The 26,006-nt window shown below is 74.0% G+C and carries 19 protein-coding genes; 6 read left to right on the forward strand and 13 right to left on the reverse strand.

What is annotated here, in order from left to right; translation table 11 throughout:
- Positions 1–22: 22 nt before the first annotated feature.
- From ACIRPK_RS00865 to ACIRPK_RS00875, 3 genes are all read right to left on the reverse strand, one after another.
- Entirely contained in the window at positions 23–1,375 is a 1,353-nt protein-coding gene (locus tag ACIRPK_RS00865) for a M1 family metallopeptidase (protein WP_403031006.1), read from the reverse strand.
- Positions 1,376–1,410: 35 nt separating this feature from the next.
- Positions 1,411–5,298 carry a Pls/PosA family non-ribosomal peptide synthetase gene (locus tag ACIRPK_RS00870; protein ID WP_403031008.1) on the reverse strand — a complete coding sequence of 1,296 codons (3,888 nt, stop codon included), beginning with the start codon at positions 5,296–5,298 and terminating at the stop codon, positions 1,411–1,413.
- 461 nt (positions 5,299–5,759) lie between these two features.
- On the reverse strand, positions 5,760–6,533 hold the full coding sequence (locus tag ACIRPK_RS00875; protein WP_403031010.1) for an SDR family NAD(P)-dependent oxidoreductase: 774 nt from the start codon (positions 6,531–6,533) through the stop codon (positions 5,760–5,762).
- Positions 6,534–6,649: 116 nt separating this feature from the next.
- Here ACIRPK_RS00875 and ACIRPK_RS00880 point away from each other — a divergent pair, with 116 nt between their 5' ends.
- The gene (locus ACIRPK_RS00880) at positions 6,650–7,435 is read left to right on the forward strand and encodes a helix-turn-helix transcriptional regulator (RefSeq protein WP_403031012.1); all 786 of its coding nucleotides are present in this window, start codon (positions 6,650–6,652) and stop codon (positions 7,433–7,435) included.
- Between the two features lie 7 nt (positions 7,436–7,442).
- Here the strand turns inward: ACIRPK_RS00880 and ACIRPK_RS00885 are convergent, their stop codons facing one another.
- Positions 7,443–7,883: a MarR family winged helix-turn-helix transcriptional regulator gene (locus ACIRPK_RS00885; RefSeq protein ID WP_403031015.1), complete on the reverse strand. Its 441-nt coding sequence runs from the start codon at positions 7,881–7,883 to the stop codon at positions 7,443–7,445.
- A 117-nt stretch (positions 7,884–8,000) separates the two neighbouring features.
- Between ACIRPK_RS00885 and ACIRPK_RS00890 the strand changes: the two genes are divergently transcribed.
- From ACIRPK_RS00890 to ACIRPK_RS00900, 3 genes are all read left to right on the forward strand, one after another.
- Positions 8,001–8,927: an NADP-dependent oxidoreductase gene (locus ACIRPK_RS00890; RefSeq protein WP_403031017.1), complete on the forward strand. Its 927-nt coding sequence runs from the start codon at positions 8,001–8,003 to the stop codon at positions 8,925–8,927.
- 68 nt (positions 8,928–8,995) lie between these two features.
- The gene (locus ACIRPK_RS00895) at positions 8,996–10,306 is read left to right on the forward strand and encodes an aldehyde dehydrogenase family protein (RefSeq protein WP_403031020.1); all 1,311 of its coding nucleotides are present in this window, start codon (positions 8,996–8,998) and stop codon (positions 10,304–10,306) included.
- A 741-nt stretch (positions 10,307–11,047) separates the two neighbouring features.
- Positions 11,048–11,200: a hypothetical protein gene (locus tag ACIRPK_RS00900; protein WP_403031022.1), complete on the forward strand. Its 153-nt coding sequence runs from the start codon at positions 11,048–11,050 to the stop codon at positions 11,198–11,200.
- A gap of 7 nt (positions 11,201–11,207) precedes the next feature.
- Here the strand turns inward: ACIRPK_RS00900 and ACIRPK_RS00905 are convergent, their stop codons facing one another.
- Complete coding sequence (locus tag ACIRPK_RS00905) at positions 11,208–11,945, reverse strand: SDR family NAD(P)-dependent oxidoreductase (RefSeq protein WP_403031025.1); 738 nt, start codon at positions 11,943–11,945, stop codon at positions 11,208–11,210.
- A 101-nt stretch (positions 11,946–12,046) separates the two neighbouring features.
- Here ACIRPK_RS00905 and ACIRPK_RS00910 point away from each other — a divergent pair, with 101 nt between their 5' ends.
- Positions 12,047–12,943: a LysR family transcriptional regulator gene (locus ACIRPK_RS00910; RefSeq protein ID WP_403031027.1), complete on the forward strand. Its 897-nt coding sequence runs from the start codon at positions 12,047–12,049 to the stop codon at positions 12,941–12,943.
- 63 nt (positions 12,944–13,006) lie between these two features.
- On the opposite strand, the gene ACIRPK_RS00915 is transcribed toward ACIRPK_RS00910, so the two are convergent.
- The 7 genes from ACIRPK_RS00915 to ACIRPK_RS00945 all read right to left on the reverse strand — a co-directional run bounded on the left by ACIRPK_RS00915 (position 13,007) and on the right by ACIRPK_RS00945 (position 23,358).
- The gene (locus ACIRPK_RS00915) at positions 13,007–16,000 is read right to left on the reverse strand and encodes an acyltransferase family protein (protein ID WP_403031030.1); all 2,994 of its coding nucleotides are present in this window, start codon (positions 15,998–16,000) and stop codon (positions 13,007–13,009) included.
- A 15-nt stretch (positions 16,001–16,015) separates the two neighbouring features.
- On the reverse strand, positions 16,016–17,692 hold the full coding sequence (locus ACIRPK_RS00920; RefSeq protein WP_403031032.1) for a glycosyltransferase family 2 protein: 1,677 nt from the start codon (positions 17,690–17,692) through the stop codon (positions 16,016–16,018).
- Positions 17,693–18,189: 497 nt separating this feature from the next.
- On the reverse strand, positions 18,190–19,326 hold the full coding sequence (locus tag ACIRPK_RS00925; RefSeq protein WP_403031034.1) for an FAD-dependent monooxygenase: 1,137 nt from the start codon (positions 19,324–19,326) through the stop codon (positions 18,190–18,192).
- A gap of 80 nt (positions 19,327–19,406) precedes the next feature.
- Complete coding sequence (locus tag ACIRPK_RS00930; protein ID WP_403031037.1) at positions 19,407–19,982, reverse strand: GTP-binding protein; 576 nt, start codon at positions 19,980–19,982, stop codon at positions 19,407–19,409.
- Positions 19,983–20,060: 78 nt separating this feature from the next.
- A complete protein-coding gene (locus tag ACIRPK_RS00935) occupies positions 20,061–20,486 on the reverse strand; it encodes a DUF742 domain-containing protein (RefSeq protein WP_403031039.1) in 426 nt (141 codons plus the stop codon).
- On the reverse strand, positions 20,483–20,920 hold the full coding sequence (locus ACIRPK_RS00940; RefSeq protein ID WP_403031042.1) for a roadblock/LC7 domain-containing protein: 438 nt from the start codon (positions 20,918–20,920) through the stop codon (positions 20,483–20,485). Before ACIRPK_RS00940 ends, ACIRPK_RS00935 begins: the two co-directional genes overlap by 4 nt.
- Positions 20,917–23,358 carry a nitrate- and nitrite sensing domain-containing protein gene (locus ACIRPK_RS00945; RefSeq protein ID WP_403031045.1) on the reverse strand — a complete coding sequence of 814 codons (2,442 nt, stop codon included), beginning with the start codon at positions 23,356–23,358 and terminating at the stop codon, positions 20,917–20,919. The genes ACIRPK_RS00940 and ACIRPK_RS00945 overlap by 4 nt, the downstream gene beginning before the upstream one ends.
- Positions 23,359–24,258: 900 nt before the next feature.
- On the opposite strand from ACIRPK_RS00945, the gene ACIRPK_RS00950 reads away from it, so the two are divergent.
- On the forward strand, positions 24,259–24,744 hold the full coding sequence (locus ACIRPK_RS00950; protein WP_403031048.1) for a hypothetical protein: 486 nt from the start codon (positions 24,259–24,261) through the stop codon (positions 24,742–24,744).
- A gap of 16 nt (positions 24,745–24,760) precedes the next feature.
- Here the strand turns inward: ACIRPK_RS00950 and ACIRPK_RS00955 are convergent, their stop codons facing one another.
- On the reverse strand, positions 24,761–25,627 hold the full coding sequence (locus tag ACIRPK_RS00955; protein ID WP_403031050.1) for a beta-glucanase: 867 nt from the start codon (positions 25,625–25,627) through the stop codon (positions 24,761–24,763).
- Positions 25,628–26,006: the final 379 nt, after the last annotated feature.

The raw sequence follows: 26,006 nt of genomic DNA on the forward strand, positions 1-26,006 counted from the left end.
GACGCGAATCGTCCGACAGGCCCTAACGTGCGCCGACCGGGAGCGGCGGCAGCAGCGGGTCGTGCAGCCAGGCCCGGAACAGCCCGTCCAGCGGCGCGGTCGCGTAGCGGCCGGCGTGCGCGGTGAAGTCGGCCGTGCCGACCACCCCGTGACGGTGTCTCACCGCCCAGTCCTTCACCAGCCGGAAGAACGCCTCGTCGCCCAGCTCGCAGCGCAGCGCGTGCACGGTGAGCCCGCCGCGCTGGTAGAGCCGGTCGTCGAACATCAGCTTCCGGCCCGGGTCGCCGAGCCGCAGGTCCTGCGGCAGCCCCGCCAGCAGGGCGTGCGCGGCGGCGGCGTGCTCGACCGCGCTGCGGCCGCCCGCGTGCTCGGACCAGAGCCACTCGGCGTACTTGGCGAACCCCTCGTTCAGCCAGATGTGCCGCCAGTCGGCGATCGTCACGCTGTTGCCGAACCACTGGTGGGCCAGCTCGTGCGCGACCAGCCGCTCGGAGGTCCGGCTGCCGTCCAGGTGGTTGGTGCCGAAGGTGGCCAGGCCCTGCGCCTCCACCGGCACGTCCAGCTCCTCGTCGGCCACCACCACCGCGTACTCGCCGAACGGGTAGGGGCCGAACAGCTCCTCGAAGTGGTGCATCATCCGGGCCTGCCGGGCGAAGTCGATGGTGAACTCGGGCAGCAGCCGGGCCGGCAGGTAGGCGGTCTGCGGCACCGTCCGGTTCGGTGAGGGCGTCGGGGAGCCCTCGATCAGCCGGACCGTCTCGTACTGGCCGATCGAGACCGTCACCAGGTAGCTGGCGGTGGGGGCGGACTGCTCGTACACCCAGGTGGTGCTGGAGGACCGGGTGGTCCTGGTGAGCAGCCGGCCGCTGGCCACCACGGTGTACGGGGACGGGGTGGTGATCGAGATCTGGTAGCTCGCCTTGTCCGCCGGGCGGTCGTTGCACGGGTACCAGGAGGAAGCGCCGATCGGCTGACTAGCCACCAGGGCACCGTCCGTCAGCTCCTCCCAGCCCAGGCCGCCCCACTGGCTGCGGACCGGCTTCGGGTTGCCGGTGTAGTGCACCTCGACGGTGAACGCGGCCCCGGCGGCGAGCGCCTTGGCCGGCCGGATCCGCAGCTTGCCCGCCCGGTGGGTGTAGTGCGCGGCCTTGCCGTCCACCAGCACCCGGCCGATCCGGAACTCGGCCAGGTCGAGCGCGAACTCGGCCAGTGCCGCCCCGCCCGCCACCGCGCTGAGCCGGGCCGAGCCGCCGAGCCGGTTCGGCCCTGGCCGGTAGTCCAGCGCGAGTTCGTAGCGGTGCACCCGGTAGCGGGCGTCCCCGTGGGTCGGGAAGTAGGGGTCGACGCCGGTTGGCGGCACCTGCTTGGGACTCACGGGTCGTACGCTCCTGCGTCTGTGCTGCCGGTCCGTCAGGACTGCCAGGATTCGATCGGGTTGCCCAGCCAGCGGGTGTCGGCCGGGACGGACTCCGCCCGCATCACCAGCGAGGCGGGCCCCAGCGTGCTGCGCGCGCCGACGGTGCTGCCGGGCAGCACGATGCCGCCCGGGCCGAGGGTGGCTCCCTCGTGAAGGATCACAGTATCCATCCGCATGATCCGGTCGTGGAAGAGGTGGGTCTGCAGCACGCAGCCCCGGTTCACGGTGGCCCCGTCCCCGAGCGTGACCAGGTCCGCCTCGGGCAGCCAGTAGGTCTCGCACCAGACGCCCCGGCCGACCTCGGCGCCGAGGGAGCGCAGCCAGAGGTTGAGCACCGGCGTACCGGGCACCGCACCGACCAGCCAGGGCACCGCGAGCACCTCGACGAAGGTGTCGGCCAGCTCGTTGCGCCAGACGAAGCCGCTCCACAGCGGGTGCTCGACCGCCCGGAACCGGCCCACCAGCAGCCACTTGGCGGCCACCGAGACCAGGCAGGCGGCCAGCCCGGCGGCCAGCAGCACCAGGCCGGAGAGCAGCGCGGCGAGCAGCACCGAGCCGGTGGCCGCCAGCTGTGCCAGCACGCCCAGGGTCAGCAGGCCCAGCGCGGCGGAGGCGAACACCGGCACCAGCCGGCAGACCTCGACCAGGCCCCGGGCCCAGAGCAGCCGGGCCGGCGGGTCGTAGGTCAGGCTCTGGTCGGCGGTGTCGGCCGAGCGGGGCAGCCGCATCGGCGGCATGCCGAGATAGGAGCTGCCCTTCTTGGCCTTCTTCGGCGTCGCCGACAGCACGCCCACCAGCCCCCGGTCGGGCACCGCCCGGCCGAGCGCGGTCATCCCCGAGTTGCCGAGGAAGGCCCGCTCGCCGATCTCCGCCTCCCCGAGCCGCAGCCAGCCGCCGCCCAGTTCGTACGGGGCGATCAGGGTGTCGTCGGCCAGGAAGGCGCCGTCCCCGACCGTGGTCAGGCTGGGCAGCGCGAGCACCGTGGAGACCTCGGCCCGGCTGCCGATCTTCATGCCGAGCGCCCGCAGCCAGTACGGGGTGATCAGGCCCGCGTAGAGCGGGAAGAGCGTGCCCCGGGCCAGGTCCATCAGCTGACTGACCGTCCAGGCCTGCCAGCCGATCCGGCCGTGCAGCGGGTGACTGCCCGTCCGCAGACCCAGGCTCAGCAGCCGGACGGCCACCAGCAGCAGGGTCGCGTACACCAGGCCGTAGGCCAGGGTGGCCGGGACCAGCGCGAGCAGGGCGCCGGTCAGGGCGGCGCCGAGGCCGTCGCCGGGGTGCACGAAGCGGCTGACCACGAGCAGCGCGGCGAGTGCCGAGAGCACCGGCAGCAGGCTCAGGCCGAGGCCGCTGGCGCCGTACAGCGCGGCCCAGCGGGCCCGGCGCGGCGGGCGCTGCTTGGGCCAGCTGCGCTCGGCCTTGCCGAGCTTGGCGGCGGGGGCACCGGCCCAGCGCTGGCCGGTGGGGATCTGGCCGGTGACGCCGGAGCCGGGCGCGACCTGGGCCCGCTTGCCGACCCGGGCGCCGGGCAGCAGGGTGCTGCGGGTGCCGATCACCGCGCCGGAGCCGACCCGGACCTGGCCGACCTCCAGCCGGTCGCCGTCCAGCCAGTAGCCGGACAGGTCGACCTCGGCCTCGATCGCGCAGCCCCGGCCGAGCCGGAGCAGACCGGTCACCGGCGGCAGCGAGTGCAGGTCGACCTCGGGGCCGATCCGGGCGCCGAGCGCGCGGCCGTAGCGGATCAGCCAGGCGCCGGACAGCTCGGTGGCGCCGGAGACCTCGGCCAGCCGCTCGGCGGTCCACAGCCGCAGGTGCAGGCCGCCACCGCGCGGGTAGCTGCCGGGGCGCAGGCCGCGCAGCAGCAGCCGGGCGCCGCCGGCCGCGATCGCCAGCCGTCCCGGCGGGCTGAACAGCAGCAGCGCGCCCGCGCCGACCAGCCACCAGGAGGCGGTGGGCGCCCACGGGTAGTCGCCGAACCAGGACAGCGCGTTGCCCAGCGCCAGCAGGCCGACCGTCCAGCGCAGGCCGACCAGGGTGAACAGCGGCAGCAGCAACAGCGTCTGCACCACCTTGGCCCGGGTCGGCACCGGCGCGATGGTGCGGGCCGAGCCGTCGCCCTGGGCGGAGCGCTCCAGGTGCCGGGCCAGCTTGCGCAGCGTGGGCTGCTGGTAGATGTCGAGCACGGCGGCCGCCGGGTAGCGGCTGCGCAGCAGCGTGGTCAGCCGGGCGGCGGCCAGGCTGCCGCCGCCGATCGCGAAGAAGTCGTCCTGGGCGCCGGAGACCTGGACCCCGAGGATCTCGCTCCACTGCTCGGCCAGCCAGGCTTCGGTGCCGTACAGCTGCTCACCGGGCCCGCCGGTGGTCAGCCCGGCCAGCGGCCAGGGCAGCGCGTCGCGGTCCACCTTGCCGGAGGTCCGGGTCGGCAGGCTCTCCACCGGGGCGAGCAGCGGCACCAGGGCGGCCGGGAGTTCGGCCCGCAGCTGCTCGACGGCGGCGGCCTGGTCCCAGCCGTCCTGGGTGACCAGGTAGCCGACCAGCAGCTGGTTGCCGCTCTTGGCGGTCCGGACGGCGGCGGCCGCGCCGGCCACCCCGGGCAGTGCCTGGAGGGCGGCGTCCACCTCGCCGAGCTCGATCCGGCGGCCGCCGAGCTTGATCTGCTCGTCGCCCCGGCCGAGGAAGACCAGGCCGGCCGGGTCGGCCTGCACCAGGTCGCCGCTGCGGTAGGCGCGGGCCCAGCCGAGCGACTCCAGCGGGGCGTACTTCTCGGCGTCCTTCGCCGGGTCGAGGTAGCGGGCCAGGCCGACGCCGCCGATCACCAGCTGGCCGGTGCCGCCCATCGGGACGGGCCGGCCGGCCTCGTCCACCACGGCCAGCTCCCAGCCGTCCAGCGGCAGGCCGATCCTGACCGGGCCCTCGCCGGTGAGCAGCGCGCCGCAGGCGACCACGGTGGCCTCGGTGGGGCCGTAGGTGTTCCACACCTCGCGGCCCTCGGTGACCAGGCGCTGGACCAGCTCGGGCGGGCAGGCCTCGCCGCCGAAGATCAGCAGCCGGACCTCGATCAGCGCCTCGGCGGGCCAGAGCGCGGCCAGCGTGGGCACGGTGGAGACCACGGTGATCTCCTGCTCGGCCAGCCAGGGGCCCAGGTCGGCCCCGCCGCGCACCTGCGAGCGCGGGACGGGCACCAGGCAGGCGCCGTAGCGCCAGGCCAGCCACATCTCCTCGCAGGAGGCGTCGAAGGCGACCGAGAGACCGGCCATCACCCGGTCGCCGGGGCCGATCGGCTCCTCCTGGAGGAACATCGCGGCCTCGGCGTCCACGAAGGCGGCGGCGTTGGCGTGCGTGACGGCGACGCCCTTGGGCTTCCCGGTGGAGCCGGAGGTGAAGATGATCCAGGCGTCGTCGGCGGGGGCGGGCCGGACGCCGGGGCGGCCGGTGGTCGGCCGGCCGGTCACGGTCAGCGCGCGCCCGGCGCCCAGGACGGCGGCCACGGCGGCCTCGCCGAAGACCAGCTCGGCCCGCTCGTCCGGGTCCTCGGCGTCCACCGGGACGTACGCGGCGCCGGCCGCGAGCACGCCCAGGATGCAGATGTAGAGGTCGTTGCTCCCCGAGGGCACCCGGACGCCGACCCGGTCCCCGGCGCCGACCCCGGCCGCCGCCAGCCGGCGGCGCACCGTCTCCACCTCGGCGGCCAGCGCCCGGTAGCTCAGCGTGCTGTGGCCGTCGTCGAGGGCGGGTTCCTGGGGGTGGGCCCGGGCGGTGGTCTCCAGCACGTCCAGCAGGGTGCGGGTGGCCGGGGCCGGGCCGGCCGAGAACAGCGCGAGCGGGCCTGCGGCCTCGTCCTGCCGTTCCTGCTCCTGCCGGGTGGTGATCTGTGTCGTCACAGCTGCGTGCCCCTTGTCCGTCTCCCCCGTCCATGACCGATGCCAGGCCCTGGGGGGACTGCGCCGCACGCCCCGATCGGACGCCGCGCTCCAGGCCGAAGCGGACAACCCAACCGATGGTAGCCCGGCCCGGGGGCCCTCGGACGGGGCCCCAACTCACCCGACTGGCCCAATTCGTCCGACAACTGACGATCCGTCAGGGGTGACCGACAGGTGAAACGCCCGGAGTTGACGGACCGTCAGATGATCTGACGGTCCGTCAGCCCGGTTCACCCGGTGTGACCCATGCCACAGCCGCGCGGGCGTGTCGCCCCCCGTTCCATCGGCGACACGCCCGGTCACGATCCGGCTGCGGGCCCGGGCACACCGCCCGCAGGGGCGCCCGCCGGCACCCCTGCGGCCTCCCGCCGAGGCTCACACCCAGGCGGAGTCCCGGCGCGGGGCGCCGCGCCCGCGCCCCGTCAGGAGAAGCTCCGGGTGGCCGTGATCCCGCCGTCCACCGGCAGCGTGACCCCGGCCACGTACGAGGCCCGGTCGCTGAGCAGCCAGGCCGCCGCCTGGGCCACCTCGACCGGGGCGGCCACCCGGGCCAGCGGGGTGACCCGGGAGACCAGCGCCTCGAAGCCGGGGCCGGCCGCGAAGAACGGTTCGGTGCCCGGGGTCCGCACCACGCCGGGGGCGACCGCGTTGACCCTGATGCCGTACCGGGCGTAGTCGGCGGTGGCCGCCAGCACCAGGCCGGACAGGCCGTGCTTGGCCGCCTGCTGGGTGCCGTCCCCGAAGCCGCCCACCAGGGCGCCGACCCCGCTGTTCAGCACGATCGAGCCGCCCCGGCCGCCCGCCACCAGGGCCCGCAGCTGGGCCCGCAGGCCGAGCCAGCTGCCGCGCAGGTTCACCGCGTGCACCGCGTCCCAGTCCGCCTCGGTCCGCTCGGCGAGCGGGGCCGGCACCGGGCCCGAGCCGGCGTTGCCGAAGGCGGCGTCCAGCCGCCCGTACGTCTCCAGTGCGACCTGGACGGAGCGCTCGGCCCCCTCCGCCGTACTGATGTCGGCCGCGACGGCCACCGCCGCCGCGCCGTCCGCGCGCAGCTCGGCGGCCAGCGCCTCCACCTGCTGACCGGTCCGGGCGGTCAGCACCAGCAGCGCACCCTCGGCGGCGAACAGCCGGGCGGCGGCCGCGCCGATGCCCCGGCCGGCGCCGGTGATGATCGTGACCTTGTCGTCGAGAAGTCCCATGCGGCGAGCCTGCGGCCCACCGCCCGCCGGTACCAGCGGCCGGTGTATCCGGGTACCGCGCAACCAGGGACAGCCAGGTCCTGGTCAACCCCCGGCCGCTGTGGCAGCGTGGGCGGATGCCCGAGACCCCGCTGGGCGCGTTCCTGCGCGCCCGCCGCCGACTCGCCCCCGTCCAGGCCGGTTCGGCCGGTTCGCGCCGCCGTACGCCCGGACTGCGCCGGGAGGAGGTGGCGGTGCGGGCGGGCATCTCCGCCGACTACTACGCCCGGCTCGAACAGGGCCGCCAGCGGGTGCCGACCGGGCCGGTGCTGGACGGACTGGCCGAGGCGCTGATGCTGGCCGCCCCCGAGCGGGCGTACCTGCACCGGCTGGCGCACCGTCAGCGCCCGCCCACGCCGGCCGAACCCGAGCCGTCGGGCGTCCCAGCCGCCACCCTGGCCCTGCTCGGCACCCTGACCGAGGTGCCCGCCTTCGTCACCGGCCCGCGCTTCGACCTGCTCGCCTGCAACCCGCGCGCCGACGCCCTGCTGGCCACCCCGATGGCCCGGCCGGCCCACGAGCGCAACCTGCTCTGGCAGGTGTTCTGCTGCCCGTACGCGGCGGCCGCCCCGGACAACCTCGCGCCGGACGGCTGGATCGGGGCCGACCTGGTCGCGGGCCTGCGGGCGCACCACGCGGACCGTCCGGCCGACCGCCCGCTGGCCGCCCTGGTGGGTCAACTGGAGCGCTGGAGCCCGGCGTTCGCCGCCCTCTGGGCGCAGCACCGGGCCGGGCCGCCGCGCCGGGGGCGGCTGTCCGTCCCGGCCCCGGCCGAGGACCCCGGGACCTTCGAGTACACCGTGCTGACCCTGCCCGAGGCCGACCAGCACCTCTTCATGCTGGTCGGCCCGGGCCGGAGCTGACGGCCGCTCAGGCGCCGGGCCCCGGCGGGAAGGCCCGGGCGAGCAGCTCGGAGAGGCCGCGGCGCCCGGCGTCGTCGAGCTGCGCCAGGCCGGGCAGGCCGGTGGTGATCTCGGCCCTGATCCGCCGGACGGCGGCCTCGCCCTCCGGGGTCAGCAGCACGGTCTTGACCCGGCGGTCGGCCGGGTCGGGCTCCCGGCGGAGCAGGCCGCGCGCCTCCAGCCGGTCGACCAGACCGGTGACGTTGGAGGCGTCGCAGCCGAGCAGCTCGGCCAGCGCCCGCATCGGCATCGGCCGGCCGAGCAGGCTGAGCAGCTTGCCCTGGATCAGGGTGAGGCCCTGGCCGCCGGCCACCACGGCGAAGCTGCGGTAGTAGCAGGCGGCGGCGTGCGCGAGCTGCTCCATGAGCAGCTCGGGGCCGGGCGCGGTGGTGGGCGTGGTCGGGTTCATGGCTCCAGTCTAGGCCCGATTACTTGACATCCTCAATCATCGAGGTCTACCTTCGATTTATTGCTTGATGAGTTCAACCATCTACTTCATCAAATCTTTCTGCTCTGGAGCACCACCATGAAGGCCATCACGTACCGCACCTACGGCAGCCCCGACGTCCTGGAGTTCGGCGAGGTCCCGCAGCCCAAGCTCGGCCCGGACTCGGTCCTGGTCAAGGTCCGGGCCGCCTCGGTCAACCCGGTGGACTGGAAGATCCAGGCCGGCTACCTGGACAGCGCGCTGGACGTGGTCTTCCCGGTCATCCCGGGCTGGGACGTCTCCGGCGTGGTGGAGCAGGTCGGCGTGAGCGTCACCGAGTTCGCCCCCGGTGACGAGGTGATCGGCTACGTCCGGGAGGACCTGGTCGGCCGGGGCACCTTCGCCGAGTACGTGGCGGCGCCGGTCCGCACCCTGGCGCACAAGCCCGCCGCGCTCTCCTTCGAGGCCGCCGCAGGGCTGCCGCTGGCCGGGCTGACCGCCTACCAGGCGCTCACCAAGGCGCTGGAGGTCAAGCCCGGCGAGACGGTGCTGGTGCACGCGGCGGCCGGCGGCGTCGGCTCGCTGGCGGTCCAGGTCGCCACCGCGCTCGGCGCCCGGGTGATCGGCACCGCGAGCGAGCGCAACCACGACTTCCTGCGCGGCCTGGGCGCCGAGCCGGTCGCCTACGGCGAGGGCCTGGCCGACCGGGTCCGCGCGCTCGCCCCCGACGGCGTGGACGCCGTGCTCGACCTGGTCGGCGGCGACGCCCTCCAGGTCTCCCCCGCCCTGCTCGCCGAGGGCGGCCGGCTGGCCTCGATCGCCGACGGCGCCGTGCTCGCCCTCGGCGGGAGGTACGTCTTCGTCCGCCCCGACACCGCCGACCTCACCGCACTGGCCGAGCTCGCCGACCAGGGCCTGCTGACCGTCGAGGTGGCCGCCACCTTCCCGCTGGAGCGGACCGCCGACGCCCAGCGCCTGAACGCCGAGGGCCACACCCGCGGCAAGATCGTCGTCACCGTCGCCTGAGACCCTCCGGCCGGGGCGGGCCGCACCGCCCGCCCCGGCATCCACCGACCTCCCGGAGCCCGAACACCATGACCACACCCTCCGCCGCCACCGTGGTGGCCGGTCTGCGCGCCACCTTCGCCACCGGCCGGACCAGGCCGGTCGACTGGCGGCTCGGCCAGCTCGCCGCGCTGCGCGCCCTGCTCACCGAGCAGAGCGAGGCGTTCCAGCAGGCCCTGCACGCCGACCTGGGCAAGGGCCCGGCCGAGGCGTACCGCACCGAGATCGGCTTCACCCTGCACGAACTCGACCACACGGTAAGGAACCTGACGCACTGGCTGGAGCCGAAGGCCGCCGCCGTGCCCGCGGTGTTCCAGCCGGCCGAGGCCAAGGTGATCCGGGAACCGCTCGGCGTGGTGCTGGTGATCGCCCCCTGGAACTATCCGCTGCAGCTCGCGCTCGCCCCGCTGGTGGGAGCGCTGGCGGCCGGCAACACCGTGCTGCTGAAGCCGAGCGAGCTGGCCCCCGCCACCTCGGCCGCGATCGCCCGGCTGCTGCCGCGCTACCTCGACCCGGAGGCCGTCGCGGTGGTCGAGGGCGCGGTGCCGGAGACCACCGCCCTGCTGGAGCAGCGCTTCGACCACGTCTTCTACACCGGCAACGGCGCCGTCGGCCGGATCGTGATGGCCGCCGCCGCCCAGCACCTCACCCCGGTCACCCTGGAGCTCGGCGGCAAGAGCCCGGTGATCGTCGACACCGACGCCGACCTCGCCGTCACCGCCCGCCGCCTGGTCCGGGGCAAGTTCCTGAACGCCGGTCAGACCTGCGTCGCCCCGGACTACGTGCTCGCCGTCGGCGGCACCGCCGCCGCGCTGGAGTCCGAGCTCGCCACGGCGGTGCGGGAGACCTACGGCGACGACCCGGCGGCCGACCCGGAGTACGGACGGATCGTCAACTCCCGGCACTTCGACCGGCTGACCGCCCTGCTCGGCGACGGCCGCACCGTCACCGGCGGCACCCACCACCGCGACACCCGCTACCTGGCACCGACCGTGCTGGCCGACGTCTCCCCCGAGGCGCCGGTGATGCAGGCCGAGATCTTCGGCCCGGTCCTGCCGGTGCTCGCGGTCCCCGACCTGGACGCGGCGATCGCCTTCGTCAACGGGCGGGACAAGCCGCTCGCGCTCTACGCCTTCACCGGGTCCGAGCTCACCAAGCAGCGACTCAGCGACGAAACCTCCTCCGGCGCCCTGGTGTTCGGCCTGCCGGTCTCCCACCTGGCCGTCCCCGAGCTCCCGTTCGGCGGCGTCGGCGAGAGCGGCATGGGCCGCTACCACGGCGAGTACTCGATCGACACCTTCAGCCACACCAAGGCGGTGCTGGACAAGCCGCTCCACTAGGACCGACCGGCAGAGGATGGGACCGACCCCGACGGGGGCCGGTCCCATTTTCTCTCCCGGATGTCAGCCGTTTCGGGGCTCCCCCGCGTCGGAGGATCATGACGATGGCTGATGATCCGTCCGACGAGTTCGTCGGGGCGCGGTACCGGGCGCTGCGCCGTGGCGCCCGCCTGCTCGCCGGGAACCCGCACGACGCCCGGGACGTGCTGCACGACCCGCCGGCCCGGGTGTACGTCCGGCGGCCCTCGATCCGGGACGTGGCGGCGACCGAGGCGTCCGTCCGCAGGACCATGGTGCGGACCCACGTCCCACGCTGGCGGCGCAGCCGGCCCGAGATCCCGGCACCCCGGCGGCCGAACCGGCCGAACCGGACGGCCGGTTGCCCCAGGTGCTCCGGGGTCTGCCGCCCCGGCAGCGGGCGGTGGTGGTGCTGCGGGCCGATCCGAGCCCGTCCGGCCCCGCCGACGCCCGGACGGCGGCCGGGGCGGTGTCGGCACTCGGCCCGCGCGACTACCCGGAGCAGTTGGCCGACGTCTGCGTCGACTCCGCCGGGCACACGCTCTACGGGTACCGGGCTCCGACTTCGACACCGCCTTCCGGCAGGAGGCCCAACGCACCGGTCCCACCCCGCGGTTCGTCGACGCGAAGTACCGCGCGGCCCAACTGAGGCCGATCGCCGCGCCGAGCACGGCCGACCTGCCCTGGCGGTCCCTGGACGGCCCGATCACCGGCGTCTCGACGATGGCGGACGGCAGCGGGATCAGGGTGGGCTCGGCGCGGGCGGACGCGGTACCGGCCGAACTCCTCGCCGCCTACGGGACGCCCGTGCTGGTGGGCCGGCAGGAGGTACCGCAGGCCGACTGGCCAAAGGACGGCCGGCCCGCCCCGGCGTGACCGGCCGTCAGGACCGGCCGGTCACGAAGCCGCCGTCCACCCGCAGCACGTGCCCCGTGACGAAGCCCGCCGTGGCCAGGTAGCGGACCGCCTCGGCGATCTCACCGACCTCGCCGACCCGGTTCAGCAGGGCCAGCCCGCCCAGGTCGTCCACCTCGCCGCCCTGGTGCAGCGGGGTCCGGACGATGCCGGGGGCGACCAGGTTGACCCGGATGCCGTCGGCGGCCAGTTCGGCGGCCAGACTCACCGTCAGGGCGTGCACCCCGGCCTTGCTGACGATCGGGGCCGAGCACGGGAAGCCCGCCAGGGCGTGCTCGACCAGCACGGTGCCGATGTTGACCACGCTGCCGCCACCGCCCTGCCGGCGCAGCTGCCTGACCACCGCCTGGGTGGTCAGGTAGGTGCCCTTGAGGTTGCCGCCCAGGAAGCCGTCCAGCTCCTCCTCGGTGACCTCGGTGAACGGCTTCGCCGCGAACGTCCCGGCATTGTTGACCAGCACGTCCACCCGGCCGAACCGCTCGACCGCCGTCCGCACCAGCGCCTCGCCGGTCGCCGCGTCGCCGATCCCGCCGCGCACGGTGGCCACCCGCTCCGCCGCACCGAGCTGGGCGGCCGCCTTGGCCAGCCGCTCCGGGTCCCGCCCGTTCAGGACCACGTTGGCCCCCTCCGCCAGGAAGAGCCGGGCGATGTCGAGACCGATGCCGCTGGACGAGCCGGTGACCACGACGGTGTTGTTGCCGGACATGGTTGATCCTCCGTCAGTTCTGCTGGGGTGATACGAGAACCGTACGAAGAGCGGCCCGATAACTCCACGACCGATTCTGGAGCAAGCGATAACCTGTCGTTATGGACGTCGACCTGCGGGACCTCGAACTCCTCGACACCGTGGCCACCGCCGGCACGCTGACCGCCGCCGCCGAGCTGCTGTACGTCAGCCAGCCCGCGCTCAGCCAGCGGCTGACCCGGCTGGAGGGCCGGCTCGGCTCCCAGCTGTTCGACCGTCAGGGGCGCGGGCTGGTGCCGAACGCGGCCGGTCAGCGGATGCTGCTGGCGGCCCGGCAGATCCTGGCCGAGCTCGACGCCGCCACCCGGGACGTCCGGGAGCTGCGGGACGGCCGGGACCGCCGGGTCCGGCTGGCGGTGCAGTGCAGCACCACCTTCCAGTGGCTGCCGCCGGTGATCCAGGGCTTCCGCACCCGGTGCCCGGGCGCCGAGGTGCGGATCGAGTCGCTGCCCGCCGACACCCTGATCACCGCGCTGCTGGAGGACCGCCTCGACGTCGCACTGATCACCAAGCCCGACCCGCAGATGGACCGGCTGCGGCTGACCGCGCTGTTCGACGACGAGATGGTCGCCGTGGTCCCGGCCGGCCACCCCTGGGCCGCCCTCCCGTACCTGACGGCCCGGGACTTCGACGACGCCCACCTGGTGCTGTACGACCTCTACGACCCGGGCCGGGTCCCCGGCACGCCGCTCCCGGTGCCGCACGGCGCCCGGCCGGCCCGGATCACCACCATGCCGGTGATCACCGACCTGCTGATCGAGATGGTCGCCAGCGGTCAGGGCGTCACCGTCCTGCCGCAGTGGGTGGCCGCGCCGTACGTCGGCTCGCACGGGCTCGCCCTGGTCCGGATCGGCGTCGAACCCACCATCAGGACCTGGTACTGCGCCACCCGCCCGGGCCCCCGGCCCGCCCTGATCGAGGCCCTGACCGCCGAGCTGGCCGACCGGTTGCGGCGCTGACCCCGCGCACGCCGAAGGGCGGCGGCCACCGTCGTGGTGGTCACCGCCCTTCGAGGCGCCCGGTCAGGAGCGGGCCGCCGCCTTGGTGGAGACCGCCACGTACTGCACCCGCATCGGGTGCCCCGGCTCGGTGGCCGGGGTGACCGCCCCGCCGAGCACGGTCGGCAGGTTGCCGCCCACCGCCACGTTCAGGATCAGGAACAGGCCGTGGTGCACCGCCTTGTCCCAGGTCGCCGGGTCCAGCTGAGCAGCCGTCACCCGGTGGAACTGCCGACCGTCCAGGTACCAGCGGACCTGCTCCGCACCGGCGGTGAAGTCGACCTCGACCGCGTAGGTGTGGAAGGACTTCCGGCAGTCGCCGCACGACTGGTCGCCCGAGCCGAGGCCCTTCGGCTCCTGGCAGGGGCCGCCGTCCAGGGTGCCGCAGTGCATCGTGCCGAACACCGTGTCCCGGCCGTTGACGTGCTCCATCACGTCCAGCTCACCGACCGCGGGCCAGCCGGTGTAGCCGTCCCGCAGCCCGGCCCCGAGGGTCCAGAACGCGGGCCAGTACCCGGCCGCGGCCGGTCCGGTGACGTCGGGCAGCGCGATCGAGGCCTCGATCCGCATCACGCCGCCGGGCGGCGGTGCCAGGTCGGACCGGCGGGACTCGATCCGGCCCGAGCTCCACCGGCCGTTCTCCAGCGTGGGCACGATCTCCAGCGCGCCCTTGCCGTCCAGCCGGACGTTGGCGGTGGAGTCCGTCATCGTCTCGATCTCGCCCGTGCCCCACTGCGCGGCCGGGCAGCCGGGGTAGCAAGTGCCCAGGTCGTACTGCCAGTTGGCGGCCGACGGACGACTGCCGGCCGGGCCGTCGAAGTCGTCCCGGAGCAGCTGGGTCCAGCCGTCGGTGCCGGGGGTGCTGCGGCCGGGCAGGGCCCCGGACTCGGTCAGCAGCCGCTCCAGCCGGGGCGTCAGCACCACCGCCGCGACGTTGGTCAGGTGCGCGTCGTCGCGGTAGAGCAGGATCCGCTCCAGCACGGCGGGGCAACTGCGCTCCTTGCCGGGGCAGATGACCGAGTTCACCTCCACCGACTGCACGCCGGGCAGCCGGCCTGCCGCGATCGCCTGGGCCAGCGGGTCGGGCCACTGGGACTGGTCGCGGCCGAACGAGCAGGCCGACGGGTCCTCGGTGTGCCCGGAGACGCAGGCCGGGATGTCCGTGCCGGGCACCGGGGTGTCCTGCAGGTAGACGATCGGCACGCCCAGCGCGCGCAGCGGCTTGAGGGTCTTCTCCCAGGCGGTCAGCAGCAGTTGCTGGTCGTCGGTGTAGCGGTTGAGCGAGGAGACCACGATCAGCCGGGGCTTGGGCCCCTGCTCCAACCGGGTCAGCGCGGCCGCCCGCCAGCTGTCGCACTCCCGGTAGGTCCGACCCAACTGCGGGTTGGTGACCGTGAGTTCCGGCAGCGGGCAGCCCTGCTTGACCAACTCCTCCAGTGCCCACTGCCGTTCGGCCGCGATGGCCAGCAGCGGGGAGAACCACTGACCGGCGTGCGAGTCGCCGAGCAGCACGATCCGGTCCGGACTGGTGGTCACGCCGAACAGGCAGGCCGGGCTGCTGACGGCGGTCGGGGCCACCTCGCACTCACCGTCCGGCGGGAAGTCCTTGCGCGCCTGGGCGGCGTCCGGGACCACCGGCCCGCCCTTCAGCGGTGCGCCGGTCTTCGCCAGCAGCGAGGTCCCGTCGGCCGCGCCGGGCGGCAGACCGAGGGTGTCCACCGGTGCGGCGGGGCCGAGCAGCCGGAGCGTCCCGGTGCCGACCACCAGCGCCAGCACCACCGGGACGACCACCGCGGCCAGGCCCAACGACAGGCCGCGCCTGGGGAGTTCGGAGAGGATGTGGCTGCGCCGGAGCGGCTGCTCGATCCAGTGCAGCGCGGCCATCGCGGGCAGCGCGGCGGCGGCCGTCAGGGCCACCTTCACCGGCCAGTCGAGCGCCCCGAACCTGGCCTCGACCAGCACCAGCACCGGCCAGTGCCAGAGGTAGAGGTTGTACGAGAGCCGGCCGATCGCCCGGGGCAGCCGGGCCGACAGCAGCCGGTCCACCCCGTACCGGGTGGCGGGCACCGGGGTGACGCCGCTCCGGTCGGGGGTGCCGGCCAGGATCACGGCGGCGGTGGCCAGCGTGGGCACCAGTGCCGCGTACCCGGGGTAGGGGGTGGTCGCGTCGTAGGCCACGGCGGTCCAGCCGATCGCCAGCAGTCCGGCCCAGCCGCAGACCACCCGGAGCGGACGCGGTCCCGGCAGCTTGTGCCAGGGCAGCAGCGCGAGCAGCGCCCCGATCCCGAACTGCCAGATCCGGGACGGCGTCCCGAGGTAGGCCAGCGAGACCGAGCTGTGCGTCCAGTACAGCGAGAGGCCGAAGGAGCCGACCGTCATCACCCCGGCCACCAGCGCCACCGTCGAGCGCACCGCCCGGCCGCGCCGGGCGGCCCGGGCGGCGAAGAACACGATCGCGGCGAGCAGCGGCGCCCAGCCGAGGTAGAACTGCTCCTCGACCGCGAGCGACCAGAAGTGCAGCAGCGGGCTGTGCTCCCGCCCGGCCGCCAGGTAGTCGGTCTGCTGGGCGACGAAGCGCCAGTTGCCGACCGACAGGGCGGCGGCCAGCACGTCGAACTCGAGGTCGGTACGGCGCAGCGGGACGGTCAGCCAGGCACCCGCCAGCGCGACCGCGCCGAGCACCAGGGCGGCCGAGGGCAGCAGTCGGCGGGCCCGGCGGGAGAAGAACTCCCCCAGTCGGATCCGGCCGGTGGTGATCGCCTCGCGCACCAGCAGACTGGTGATCAGGTAGCCGGAGATGACGAAGAAGACGTCCACCCCGACGAATCCGCCGGCCAGGCCGGGGACGGAGGCGTGGAAGGCGAGCACCGCGAGCACCGCCACGGCGCGCAGGCCCTCGATGTCGGGGCGGAATCCCTTGGGTCCTGGCTGCCGCTTCGGGGCGGCGGCCGGTCGGGACGGCGGACCGGGAATGGTGAAGGTCTCCGGACGAAGGTCCGGTACCACGGTCGAGGACATCGGTGTGACGACCTTTCAGCCCAGCCAGGGCAGCATCGGGCTGACCCAGCCGGAGGCGAGCAGAGCGGTGAGCACGAGGACGGCGGTGGCGGCGATCGCCTCGGGCCAGCGGCGCGGCAGCATCCGGCTCGCGGCCCGGGCGGCGTTCCTGGCCTCGGCCCGGGCCTGGTCGGCGGGCCGCAGCTCGCCGATCAGGTCACGGATCAGCGGGATGCCGATCTGGGCCTGCACCGCGAGGTAGAGGCCGAGGCCCCAGTTGGGCGCGACGCCGTTCCGGGCGACGGCCAGCGCCAGCCCGACCGCGGCCGCGCCGACCGAGGCGCAGAGCCAGACCAGCGACACCACGACCACCTGGCGGGCCAGCCCGCCCGGCTTCGCCCGGCCGGCGCCGGTGGGCACCCAGGCCGCGCTGCGACCGCGCAGGGTGTGCCAGAAGGCGGCGCCCGCGGCCACGCTCATCAGGACGTTGGAGCGGATCACCTCGACCCGCCAGCGGGTCCGGCTGATCCGGGGCAGCAGTACGTGCCAGAGCCAGAGCGGCGCGAGCAGCGGCAGCACGTGCCAGGGCCGGATCTGGTCCGGGTACCAGAACATCATCACCAGCGGCGGCAGCGGTGCCGCGAAGATGTTCACCGCGGTGGCCAGGTAGCCGACGATGCCCTCGTAGAAGCACAGCCGCATCCGCCACGGCGCGCGGATCCGCTTCAGCTCGGGCGTGCTGAGCAGGTGCAGGTTCCCCATCGCCCAGCGGTACTGCTGGTTGACGAAGGAGGCCAGGTTGTCCGGCGAGGTGCCCTTGGCGACCAGCACCGGGACGTACAGGGTGCGGAACCCCTGGGCGTACAGGGCGAGTCCGGTGAACAGGTCCTCGCTGTGCTCCAGCTTGGCGAAGCCGTCGGCCGCGTCGATCGCGGTCCGCCGGTAGACGGCGTTGCTGCCGCAGCAGATGGCGGCGTCACTGGCGTCCCGGGACGGCTGGATCCAGCGGAAGAACCACTCCTGCGCCGATCCGGCGGCGCGCTGGATCCAGCCCATCGTCTCGTCGGTGTCGAAGCACTGCGGGCTCTGCACGATGCCGATCCTGGGGTCGGCGAAGTACGGCACCAGGTGGCGCAGGAAGTCCGGCCGGGGCGCGAAGTCGGCGTCCAGGATGGCGATGTACTCCGCGCCGCTCAGGGTGAGCGCGTGGTTCAGGTTGCCGGCCTTCTTGAGGTGGCCGCGGTTCGGCCGGACCACGTACTCGTAGCCGAACTCGGCTGCCAGGGCGGCAACTTCGGTCCGGTCGCCGTCGTCCAGCACCCAGACGGTCAGCGCGTCCGGCCAGTCGACCGCGGCGACCGCCCGGTAGGCGTTCTCCAGCACGTCCAGCGGTTCACCGCAGGTCGGCAGGTAGAGGTCCACGGTGGGCAGTTGGGCCGGGCTCCAGGCGCTCACCAGCACCTCGTGGGACTGCCTGGTCAGCCGGCGCTGGCGCAGGCTGTTGACCGAGGAGAGCCCGAGGGCGAACAGGTTGAGGCCGAGGACGGCCAGGAAGGCCCAGAGGGCCGGGGTACGCAGCGAGAAGGTGAGCATGGTCGCCGCGGTGAAGACGAAGGCGAGCGAGGTGCAGATCAGCACCCAGCGGCGCTGTGGTCCGAAGTACCAGTAGAGCTCCTGATCGGAAGGAGGTTGAGGAAGGTGATGCACAGTCATGAGGCCCCCACAGCCGCGTCTCTGACAGCAGACTGGGGTCACCCTAGCGCAATTGGTATAGACCATTGCACCGCGCCCGAGGCGTGGACGGCCGGCCGACCGGAGCACCCGCGGTCGGTGATCAGTGCAGCGGAACCCCGGTGCAGCACGGGAACCAGCAGGTCATCGCCTGCTGAACAGTCCGCCAACTTCGGTCCGGGGCCCGGCCGGACGACACTTCCGGCCGCTGGCCCGCCACTGCCGTTCGCATGCTGTGCACCTCGCGAGGGCAGACGTTCACCCAGCCGCCCACGGACGCAACGTCGATGTCACAGTCCCCCGGTGCGCCGTCCCGGGACCGCCGTCGGTGCCCGGGACCACCCGGTCGGACTGCCCCTGCGGTCATCCGCAGGGTGGCCGGGCAGGCACGGCCCGCCGCCCGCCCGGCCCGCTGTGCCCCTCGGCCCGCCGGCCTGTCACGGGTGTCGTCACCGCGACAGGCCGGCCGGGCCGTCGTGTCAGTAGGGCTTGACCAGGACGTGCGCGGCGCCGGGGATGCCGACCTTCAGCAGCTCGTCCTCCTCCGGCGTGGTCGGGGTGCCGGTCTCCTGCTTGAGCACCGCCCGCGAGATGTTCTGCACCCACATCGCGCGCGGCCGGCGGCGGGCCTCCCAGGCGGCCAGCGCGGCCGGGACGTCGCCCTCGGCCTCGTCCAGCGACCGGGCCAGCACCAGGGCGTCCTCGACGGCCATCGCCGCGCCTTGGGCGATGTGCGGGGTGGAGGCGTGCGCCGCGTCACCTGCGAGCACCACCCGGCCCACGTGCCAGGGCTCCTCGACCGTCACCTGGGAGATCCGCGAGTAGACCACCGCGGCCGGGTCGGTGACCTGGGTGAGCGCCTCGGCGACCGGCCCGCCGAAGGCGGCCAGCCGCTCGGCCAACTGCTCGTGCGCCCGCTCCGGGTCCGGCCGGAAGTCCTCGGCCTCGGCGAACACCGCGCCCAGGTACATCAGTTCCTCGGTGATCGGGGTCAGCAGCGCCTTGGCGGCCCGGTCGCCGGTGCTCATCACCACGCCCCGCACCTCGCTCTGCCGGGGCACGGTGACCCGCCAGTTGGCGAAACCGGTGTACTCGGGGGCGAAGCGCTCGCCGTACAGCCGCTGCCGGAGCGGGGAGCCGATGCCGTCGAAGCCGACCACCAGGTCCCAGCGGCCGGTGCTGCCGTCGGACAGCGTGACCTCCACCCCCGCACCGTCGTCGGCCAGTTCGGTGATGGTGGTGCCGAAGACGATCTCCGCCCCGGCCGCGGCGGCAGCCGCGCCGAGCACCCGGGCCAGCGCCGGACGCGGGATGCCGTTGCAGGCCGGCGCATCGGCCATCCGGGGCTGCGGGATCTTGGCCAGGGTGTTGCCGACCGGGTCGCAGATGGTCAGGGTGTCCCACTCGAAGCCCGCCGCCAGGCAGTCGGCGAGCACGCCGATCTCGCCCATCACGTGCAGGGCGTTGGAGGGCTGGATGATGCCGACGCCGAGGGCGTCCAGCTCGCCGCGCAGCTCGGCGACCCGGACCAGGTGGCCGCTCCGGGCCAGCGCGGTGGCCAGCGTGAGGCCGCCGATTCCGCCGCCGTGGATCAGGACGCGCAGGGGTGTTGCCATGTCAGGTCTCTCCGGGGGAGGTAACGGGCCCGGCCACGCGACTGCGGGCCGGGCGGGGTCGTCCGGGGCGGGGGCCCCGGTCAGCCGACGGGGGCGGGCTCCGGCCGGGTCATCAGGTGGTCGACCAGGGCCAGCAGCGCGTCCCGGCCGAACGCCCGCTCGCGGACGTCGCCGATCAGCAGCGGGATCTCCGGGTCGAGGTCGAGCGCGGCCCTGATCTCCTGCGCGGACCGGGTGTTGTGGCCGTGGAAGCAGTTCATCGCCACCACGAACGGGATGCCCCGGCTCTCGAAGAAGTCGATCGAGGCGAAGCTGCTCTCCAGCCGCCGGGTGTCGGCGATCACCACGCCGCCGAGCGCCCCGTTGACCAGGTCGTTCCACATGAACCAGAACCGCTCCTGGCCAGGCGTGCCGAACAGGTAGACCACCAGCTCGGGGCTGACCGTGATCCGGCCGAAGTCGAGGGCCACCGTGGTGGTGTCCTTCTGGCTGACGCCGGAGAGGTCGTCCACCCCCTCCCCGGCCTTGGTCAGGTACTCCTCGGTGCGCAGCGGGGCGACCTCGCTGACCGCGCCCACCATGGTGGTCTTGCCGACGCCGAAACCGCCCGCGATCAGGATCTTCACGGCGGCCTGGGCCGGCTGGCTGTCTGTCATCTCACTCACAGGGGGTGTCTCGGACCGCCGCGCGGCGGGGGCCGGCGGCCGGTCGGTGGGGCGGGAGGTGAAAGAGGGTCAGAGCCGTCGCAGGCCCTCGCGGACGGCGGTGAGCAGCCCGAGGTCCGCCCGGCCGCCGACCGCGACCGCCAGCGGCGCCCGGGCCAGCAGCAGCCCCTGGGCGACCAGGTCGGCGACCAGGATCTTGGCCAGCGAGACCGGCAGCCGCAGCTCGGCGGCCACCTCGGCCAGCGCGGCGGAGCGCCGGCAGCGCTCCAGCACCACCCGGTGCTCGGGCTGCAGCCCGCGCGTCGACGGCCGGACCGGGGTGCCGAACTCGTCGTTCTGCTCCCGGACCGTGGTCAGCACCGTGATCAGACTGAAGTCGTCCCGCTCCGGGGCCACCCGGCCCCGGGTCACGGTGTACGGGCGGACCATCGAGTCCGCCGCGTCCTCCTCGGCCTCGGCCGCCGGGTCCTGGTACCAGCGCGGCGCCGAGGTCACCCCCGACCACCGCCACGGGACCCGAACGCGTCGAAGTCGCCACGCGCCGGCGTGCTGAGCTTCTGACCGACCTGCTGCACCAGCTTGTGCATGGCCAGCGACATCAGCTCGGCGTCCACCTCCTGGGAGGCGGTCACCGCCAGGTGGGTACCCTGGCCGGCCGTGATGATGAACAGCCACAGCTCGGCCAGCTCCACGATGACCTGGTGCACCGGGCCGCCGTCGAAGAGCTGGCCGACGCCGCGGGCCAGGCTCTGCTGGCCGGTGGCCACGGCGGCCAGCCGCTCGGCGTCCGCGCGGTCGATGGTCCGGGAGTGACTGACCACCAGGCCGTCGTCGGAGAGCAGCACGGCGTTTCTGGTCCCTGGCACCGAGTCCACGAGGCCGTCGAGCAGCCAGTCGAGGTCCTGGTGGGTGGCGGTGGTGCGCGTCATGACCGGTCTTCCGTCGTAGGGGTGGGCAGGTCCTGCCCGGGATGGTCGAGCGGCGCCGCCGGGTTCTCCCGGGCGGCCCTGGAACGCCGCTGGAACGCTCCGATCGCTGCTCCGGCCCGTCGGGGGGCCGGTCGGAGCAGCGGGTTCTCGTCCCAACGGGGCGGCTTCGGGCGGGTGTTCGGCTCCTCGGGGGCCAGCCGCAGCTCGTCCACCAGGCTGGCCTGGCGGACCCGGCGCGGCAGCGGCGGCTCGGCCTCCGGCGCACCGGGCGCCGGGGGCTGCTGGTACGGCAGGCCGCTGTAGCCGTGCTCCACCGGCGGGAACGGGGCGGGGGCGGGGCCCGGGAACGGGTCGGCGACCGGGAAGCGGCCGCCCGCCGGGAACGGGTCCGGCTGCGGGAAGGGATCGCCGTACAGCTCCGGCCGGTACGGCCCGTCCGTCCGCTGCTCCGGCCCGCCGTACGGTAGTTCGGCCACCGGGCGGTACGGCTCCGGGCCGACCGGGGGCAGCTCCGGAGCGGTCGCCCGGGCCAGCGCCTCGCCCCGGGAGCGGGTCGGCAGCACCTCGGCGGACACCTCGTCCGGCACCGGGTGCAGACCGGGCGCCCCGACCAGCAGGGTGTCCGGGAGCAGCAGGATCGCCCGGGTGCCGCCGAAGGCGGACTGCCGGAACTCGACCCGCAGGCCGTGCTGGGCGGCCAGCCGGGCGATCACGTGGAAGCCCAGCCGGATGTCCTCGGTCCTGGCCAGCACGTCCAGCCGGGGCGGACGGCTCATCAGGTCGTTGGCGGCGGCCAGCTGCTCGTCGTCCATGCCGAGCCCGCGGTCCTCCACCTCGATCGCCAGGCCCCGGCCGACCGCGCCGGCCCGGACCTCCACCGGGGTGGGCGGCGGCGAGAAGCTCAGCGCGTTCTCGACCAGTTCGGCGACCACGTGGGCGACCGGGCCGACCGCCCGCTCGGCCAGCCAGGGACTGCCGTCCAGGTCGAGCACCACCCGGGTGTAGTCCTGCACCTCGCCCTGGGCGGCGCGCAGCACGTCCAGCAGCGGCACCGGCTTCCGCCAGCGCCGGTGCGGGGTGCCGCCGGCCAGGATCACCAGGTTCTCCTCGTAGCGCCGCAGTCGGGCGGTGAGGTGGTCCAGGTCGAACAGGCCCTCCAGCACCTCGGGGTCCTCGTGCCGCCGCTCCAGCTCGTCCAGCTTGCGCAGCTGCTGACCGATCAGCAGCTGGGTGCGGCGGGCGATCCGCTGCAGCAGCTTCTCGAAGCCGCGGTGCTGGTCGGCCTGCCGGACGGCGGCCGCGATCGCGCTGGCGCGGGCCAGGTTGAGCGCCGCGCCGAGCCGGGCCAGCTCGTCCCCGTTGCCGTACGACTCCTGCTCGATGGCGGCCGCCTCGGCCGCCGCGTCGATCTGCTCGCCACGGGCCAGCCGCTCCACCACCTCGGGCAGGCTGCGCTCCAACTGCTCGGCCTGCTCCTGGAGTTCGGTGATCCGCCGACGCATCGAGCGGGTCAGCCGCCAGGTCGTGACGATCACCGCGATGACCGCGAACAGCCCGATCACGCTGGTGAGCACCACGGTCAGCAGCAGGTGCGTGATGGAGCCGAGGCCCACCTCGACCACGCCGCTGGTCCGGCTCTCCATCAGGGCCACCAGCTTGGGCGTCAGCTGGTCCATCGCCTGACGCCACTTCTGCTGGTTGGCGGCCAGCGGCACGTTGCCCGCCCCGTCGGCGGCGGTGGGCCTCAGCAGGGACTGCTCGACCTCGGTCTTGGCCTGCCAGGCCGGGCTGTTGACGATCTCCTGCCACATCGCCGTCTCGGACGGCTTCAGATAGGGGGCCACCTCGGTGCCGTAGCGGAACGGCTGCTCGTTCACCGCCTGCTGGACCTGCTGGTAGTCCTGGACCGAGAGCCGGCCGGCCGGCCAGCCCCGGGCCAGCAGCGCGTCCGAGCGGGAGATCATCTCCTTGGTCCAGAACAGCGCGACCAGCGGCTGGGAGATGGTGGTCACCTTGCCGTCGTCCACGTGGCTGAGGGCGCCGAACAGCCGCAGGTCGACCGCGATCAGGTCGGTGTAGTAGCGGTAGACGGTCGCCTGCCGGTCGGCCGAGCCGCCCTCGTCCACGGCGGCCCGCTGCGAGTCCAGCTGCCCCATCGCCTGCCGGGCCTGGAACACCGCGTCGCGCACCTCGGCGGGGGCGTCGTCGGTGGCGATGTCGGAGAGCTTCTGGAAGGTGGTGATCGCCTCGTCGGTCTTCCGCCGCTGCTCGCGCAGCTGGTCGGTGACGCTGCCCGGCCTGGCGATCGACTCGGCGCTGAGCCGGCGCTCCTCCTGCAGGTTGTAGTACACGATGTTGGACGGCTGGCCGGCCTGCTGGGCCAACTGCCCCTGGGCGGCCATCCGCTGGAAGTTGACGAAGGTCTCTCCCGTCGTCACCGCCCAGAGGGCGGCCAACGCGAGACCGGGGACGATGGCCAGGGTCAGCAGTGCGGACCTCAGGGACAGCCGGGACCGGCGGCGGCCGGATCGGCCACCCCGCCGGGCTGCCTTGGGGGGCGACGGCTCGGCCGCCGCCCCCTGATTCGTTGAGGCGATCCGCCGAGACGCACGCGCGCGCAGGGCATTCTCCTTGGAGACGGCGGTGGTCGCGGAGGACCGACCTTGTCCGATAAGAACGTTGACGGATGGATATTAGTCATATCGAATAACAACCACGAAACCTCGCCCCAAAGTTCACGGGCCGTCACATCACCCCCATCCCCCGTTCTTCCGACGGCCAACTCGGCACCGGCACCACCCCGGCCCCGCCGCCCCGACCGCCCACCGAGCACCGACCCGCCGCGTCCCCGCTGGTCAGACCACCCCTGACCGGCCGTCACCGGCGGCCCGGCCACCCCGCGCCGACCCCCCTCGCCCCGGCAGTCCCGGGGTGCCCGGCTGCCGGACGCCACCGGGCACCGCCATCCGCCCGTAACTCGCCGTGCACACGTCCGGCTGCTCGGCAGCCCGGGGACGCGCCCCGACCGGCGGGCTCGACGACCCGACTCCGGCACCGCGCGAAGCAGGACGGCCACACTCCGTCGCTTGCGGTCCTCTGCCCCGGCTCCGGAATCACGGCCCGCCCGGACACCGACGAAGCCAGCGGGTACGTGGACCTCGGCGACCTGTTCGCCGCGCACGCCCGGCCGCGTCGTCCGCGCGAGATCGGCGCCCCCCGTTCGGCCTTCCGGGCGGTACTCGTGCGGCCGTGCGCGTCGCCGGGCACCGGTCCGGCCACGAGGTCCTAGCGTGGCGGTGTCCGAGCAGGATCAGGCACGGCACGCGAGGTGTGGACCCATGGTGCGTAGGTTGGCGACGGTGGCGGTGCTCTGCGGCACGCTGGGCGCCCTGTTGGGTGCGGCACCCGCGGCCACCCGGGCGGAACAGGCCGACCTGCGGGTGGAACCGGTCGCCCCGGACCCGGTGGCGGCCGGCGAGGTGGTGACGGTGCGTGGCCTGGTGGAGAACAAGGGCCCCGGGACGGCCGGCGAGTTCACCGTGACCGTGGCGCTCCCCGAGGGCACCGCACCGGCCGAAGCCACCCCGCAGCACCCGTACTTCCCCAGGCGGTGCGTGGTGCTGCCCGACGCCCGGAGCGTGCGCTGCACGTTCCGCGCCGGGCTGGACGAAGAGGATTCGGCCACCGCCCAGGTCCCCGTGCGGGTCGACGCCGACGTCCCGCCGGACACGGTGCTGACCGGCGGGACGGTGACCGTCGACTCGGCCGACGACCCGGACTCGACGAACAACTCTGCTCCGTTCGAGATCCGGGTCACCGGCTGAGCCCGTACGGGTCGGATCAGCGGAAGACCCGCACGTAGTCCGAGGCGAAGGTGACGGTGGTGGCCGGGTTCGGGCCCGGGTGGAAGTCGCCCGAGCAGAGCGACAGGTTGAGGATCAGGTACGCGGTCCAGTTCTTCCCGACGCCCTTCTTGTCCTCGAACACGTTCACCCCGTTGATGTACCACCCGACCGAGTCGGCGCCGTAGCGCGTGCCGATGGTGACCCACTGTCCGGGCTTCACCGCAGCCGCGTTGGTCCAGTACTTCTGCGCGCGGTTGACGTGGTTGGTCAGCTCGAGCAGTCCCGGGTTGTCGGGGTGGTACTCGAAGGAGTCCACCTCGTTGGCGCCGTCCTTCCAGGTCCACAGGGCCGGCCAGGCACCGAGCGCCTCCGGGAGCTGGACCCGGGTCTCGGCGTAGTCGCCGGTCTTGACCATGAACTTGTCGCCCGAGTTCTCCGTGGTGAGCAGCCCCGTGTTCCAGGCCACGCTGCCGGCCCCGGGCAGCTTGAAGGTGCTCTGCCTGGCGGTGAAGGTCGCCACGCCGTTGGCCGCGTAGACCCCGGCCGGATCGATGCGGTCGAGCTTGTCGTCGTCGGGGTTGTGCGTGCCGTACCGGTACGCGCTGCTCACGGTCTTGTTCCAGTGCCTTGCGGAGATCGGGCCGTCGAACTCGTCGGACCAGATCAGCTTGGCACCCGCGATCGGCGAGGTCGGGGTCGGCGAGGGTGAAGGCGCGGCGGTGGGAGTGGGGTGCGGGACGACGGGGGTGACGATGTTCTCGATCGGGGTGCTCGTGACGATCAGGCGCTGTTCGGGGAGGTTGCGCCAGGCACCGGCCTGGTCCTGGTAGTACCCGAACATCCGGTACGTCCCAGCGGGCAACGTGCGCGTCCCCGTGGTCAGCGAAAGGCCCTGCGGACAGATCTGCACATTCGACAACCCACCGGGAAAGTCGAAGTTCTGGTCCGCCCCGTCCCGCACCCCCACACCCACCGACTTCGCCGTGAAGCACACGGACGAATGCACCGTCAGCTGCGCACTGAACGGCGTGTCCGTACCGGCGGCAGCGGGCGACAGCCGATCCTGCGTCACCGACGGAGGAGCGGCCGTGACGACCAGACGCTGTTCGGGAAGGTTCTGCCAGGCACCGGCCTGGTCCTGGTAGTACCCGAACATCCGGTACGTCCCAGCGGGCAACGTGCGCGTCCCCGTGGTCAGCGAGACGCCCTGCGGACAGATCTGCACATTCGACAACCCACCG

The sequence above is a fragment of the Kitasatospora sp. NPDC101801 genome (assembly GCF_044766665.1).
Lineage (GTDB): Bacteria > Actinomycetota > Actinomycetes > Streptomycetales > Streptomycetaceae > Kitasatospora.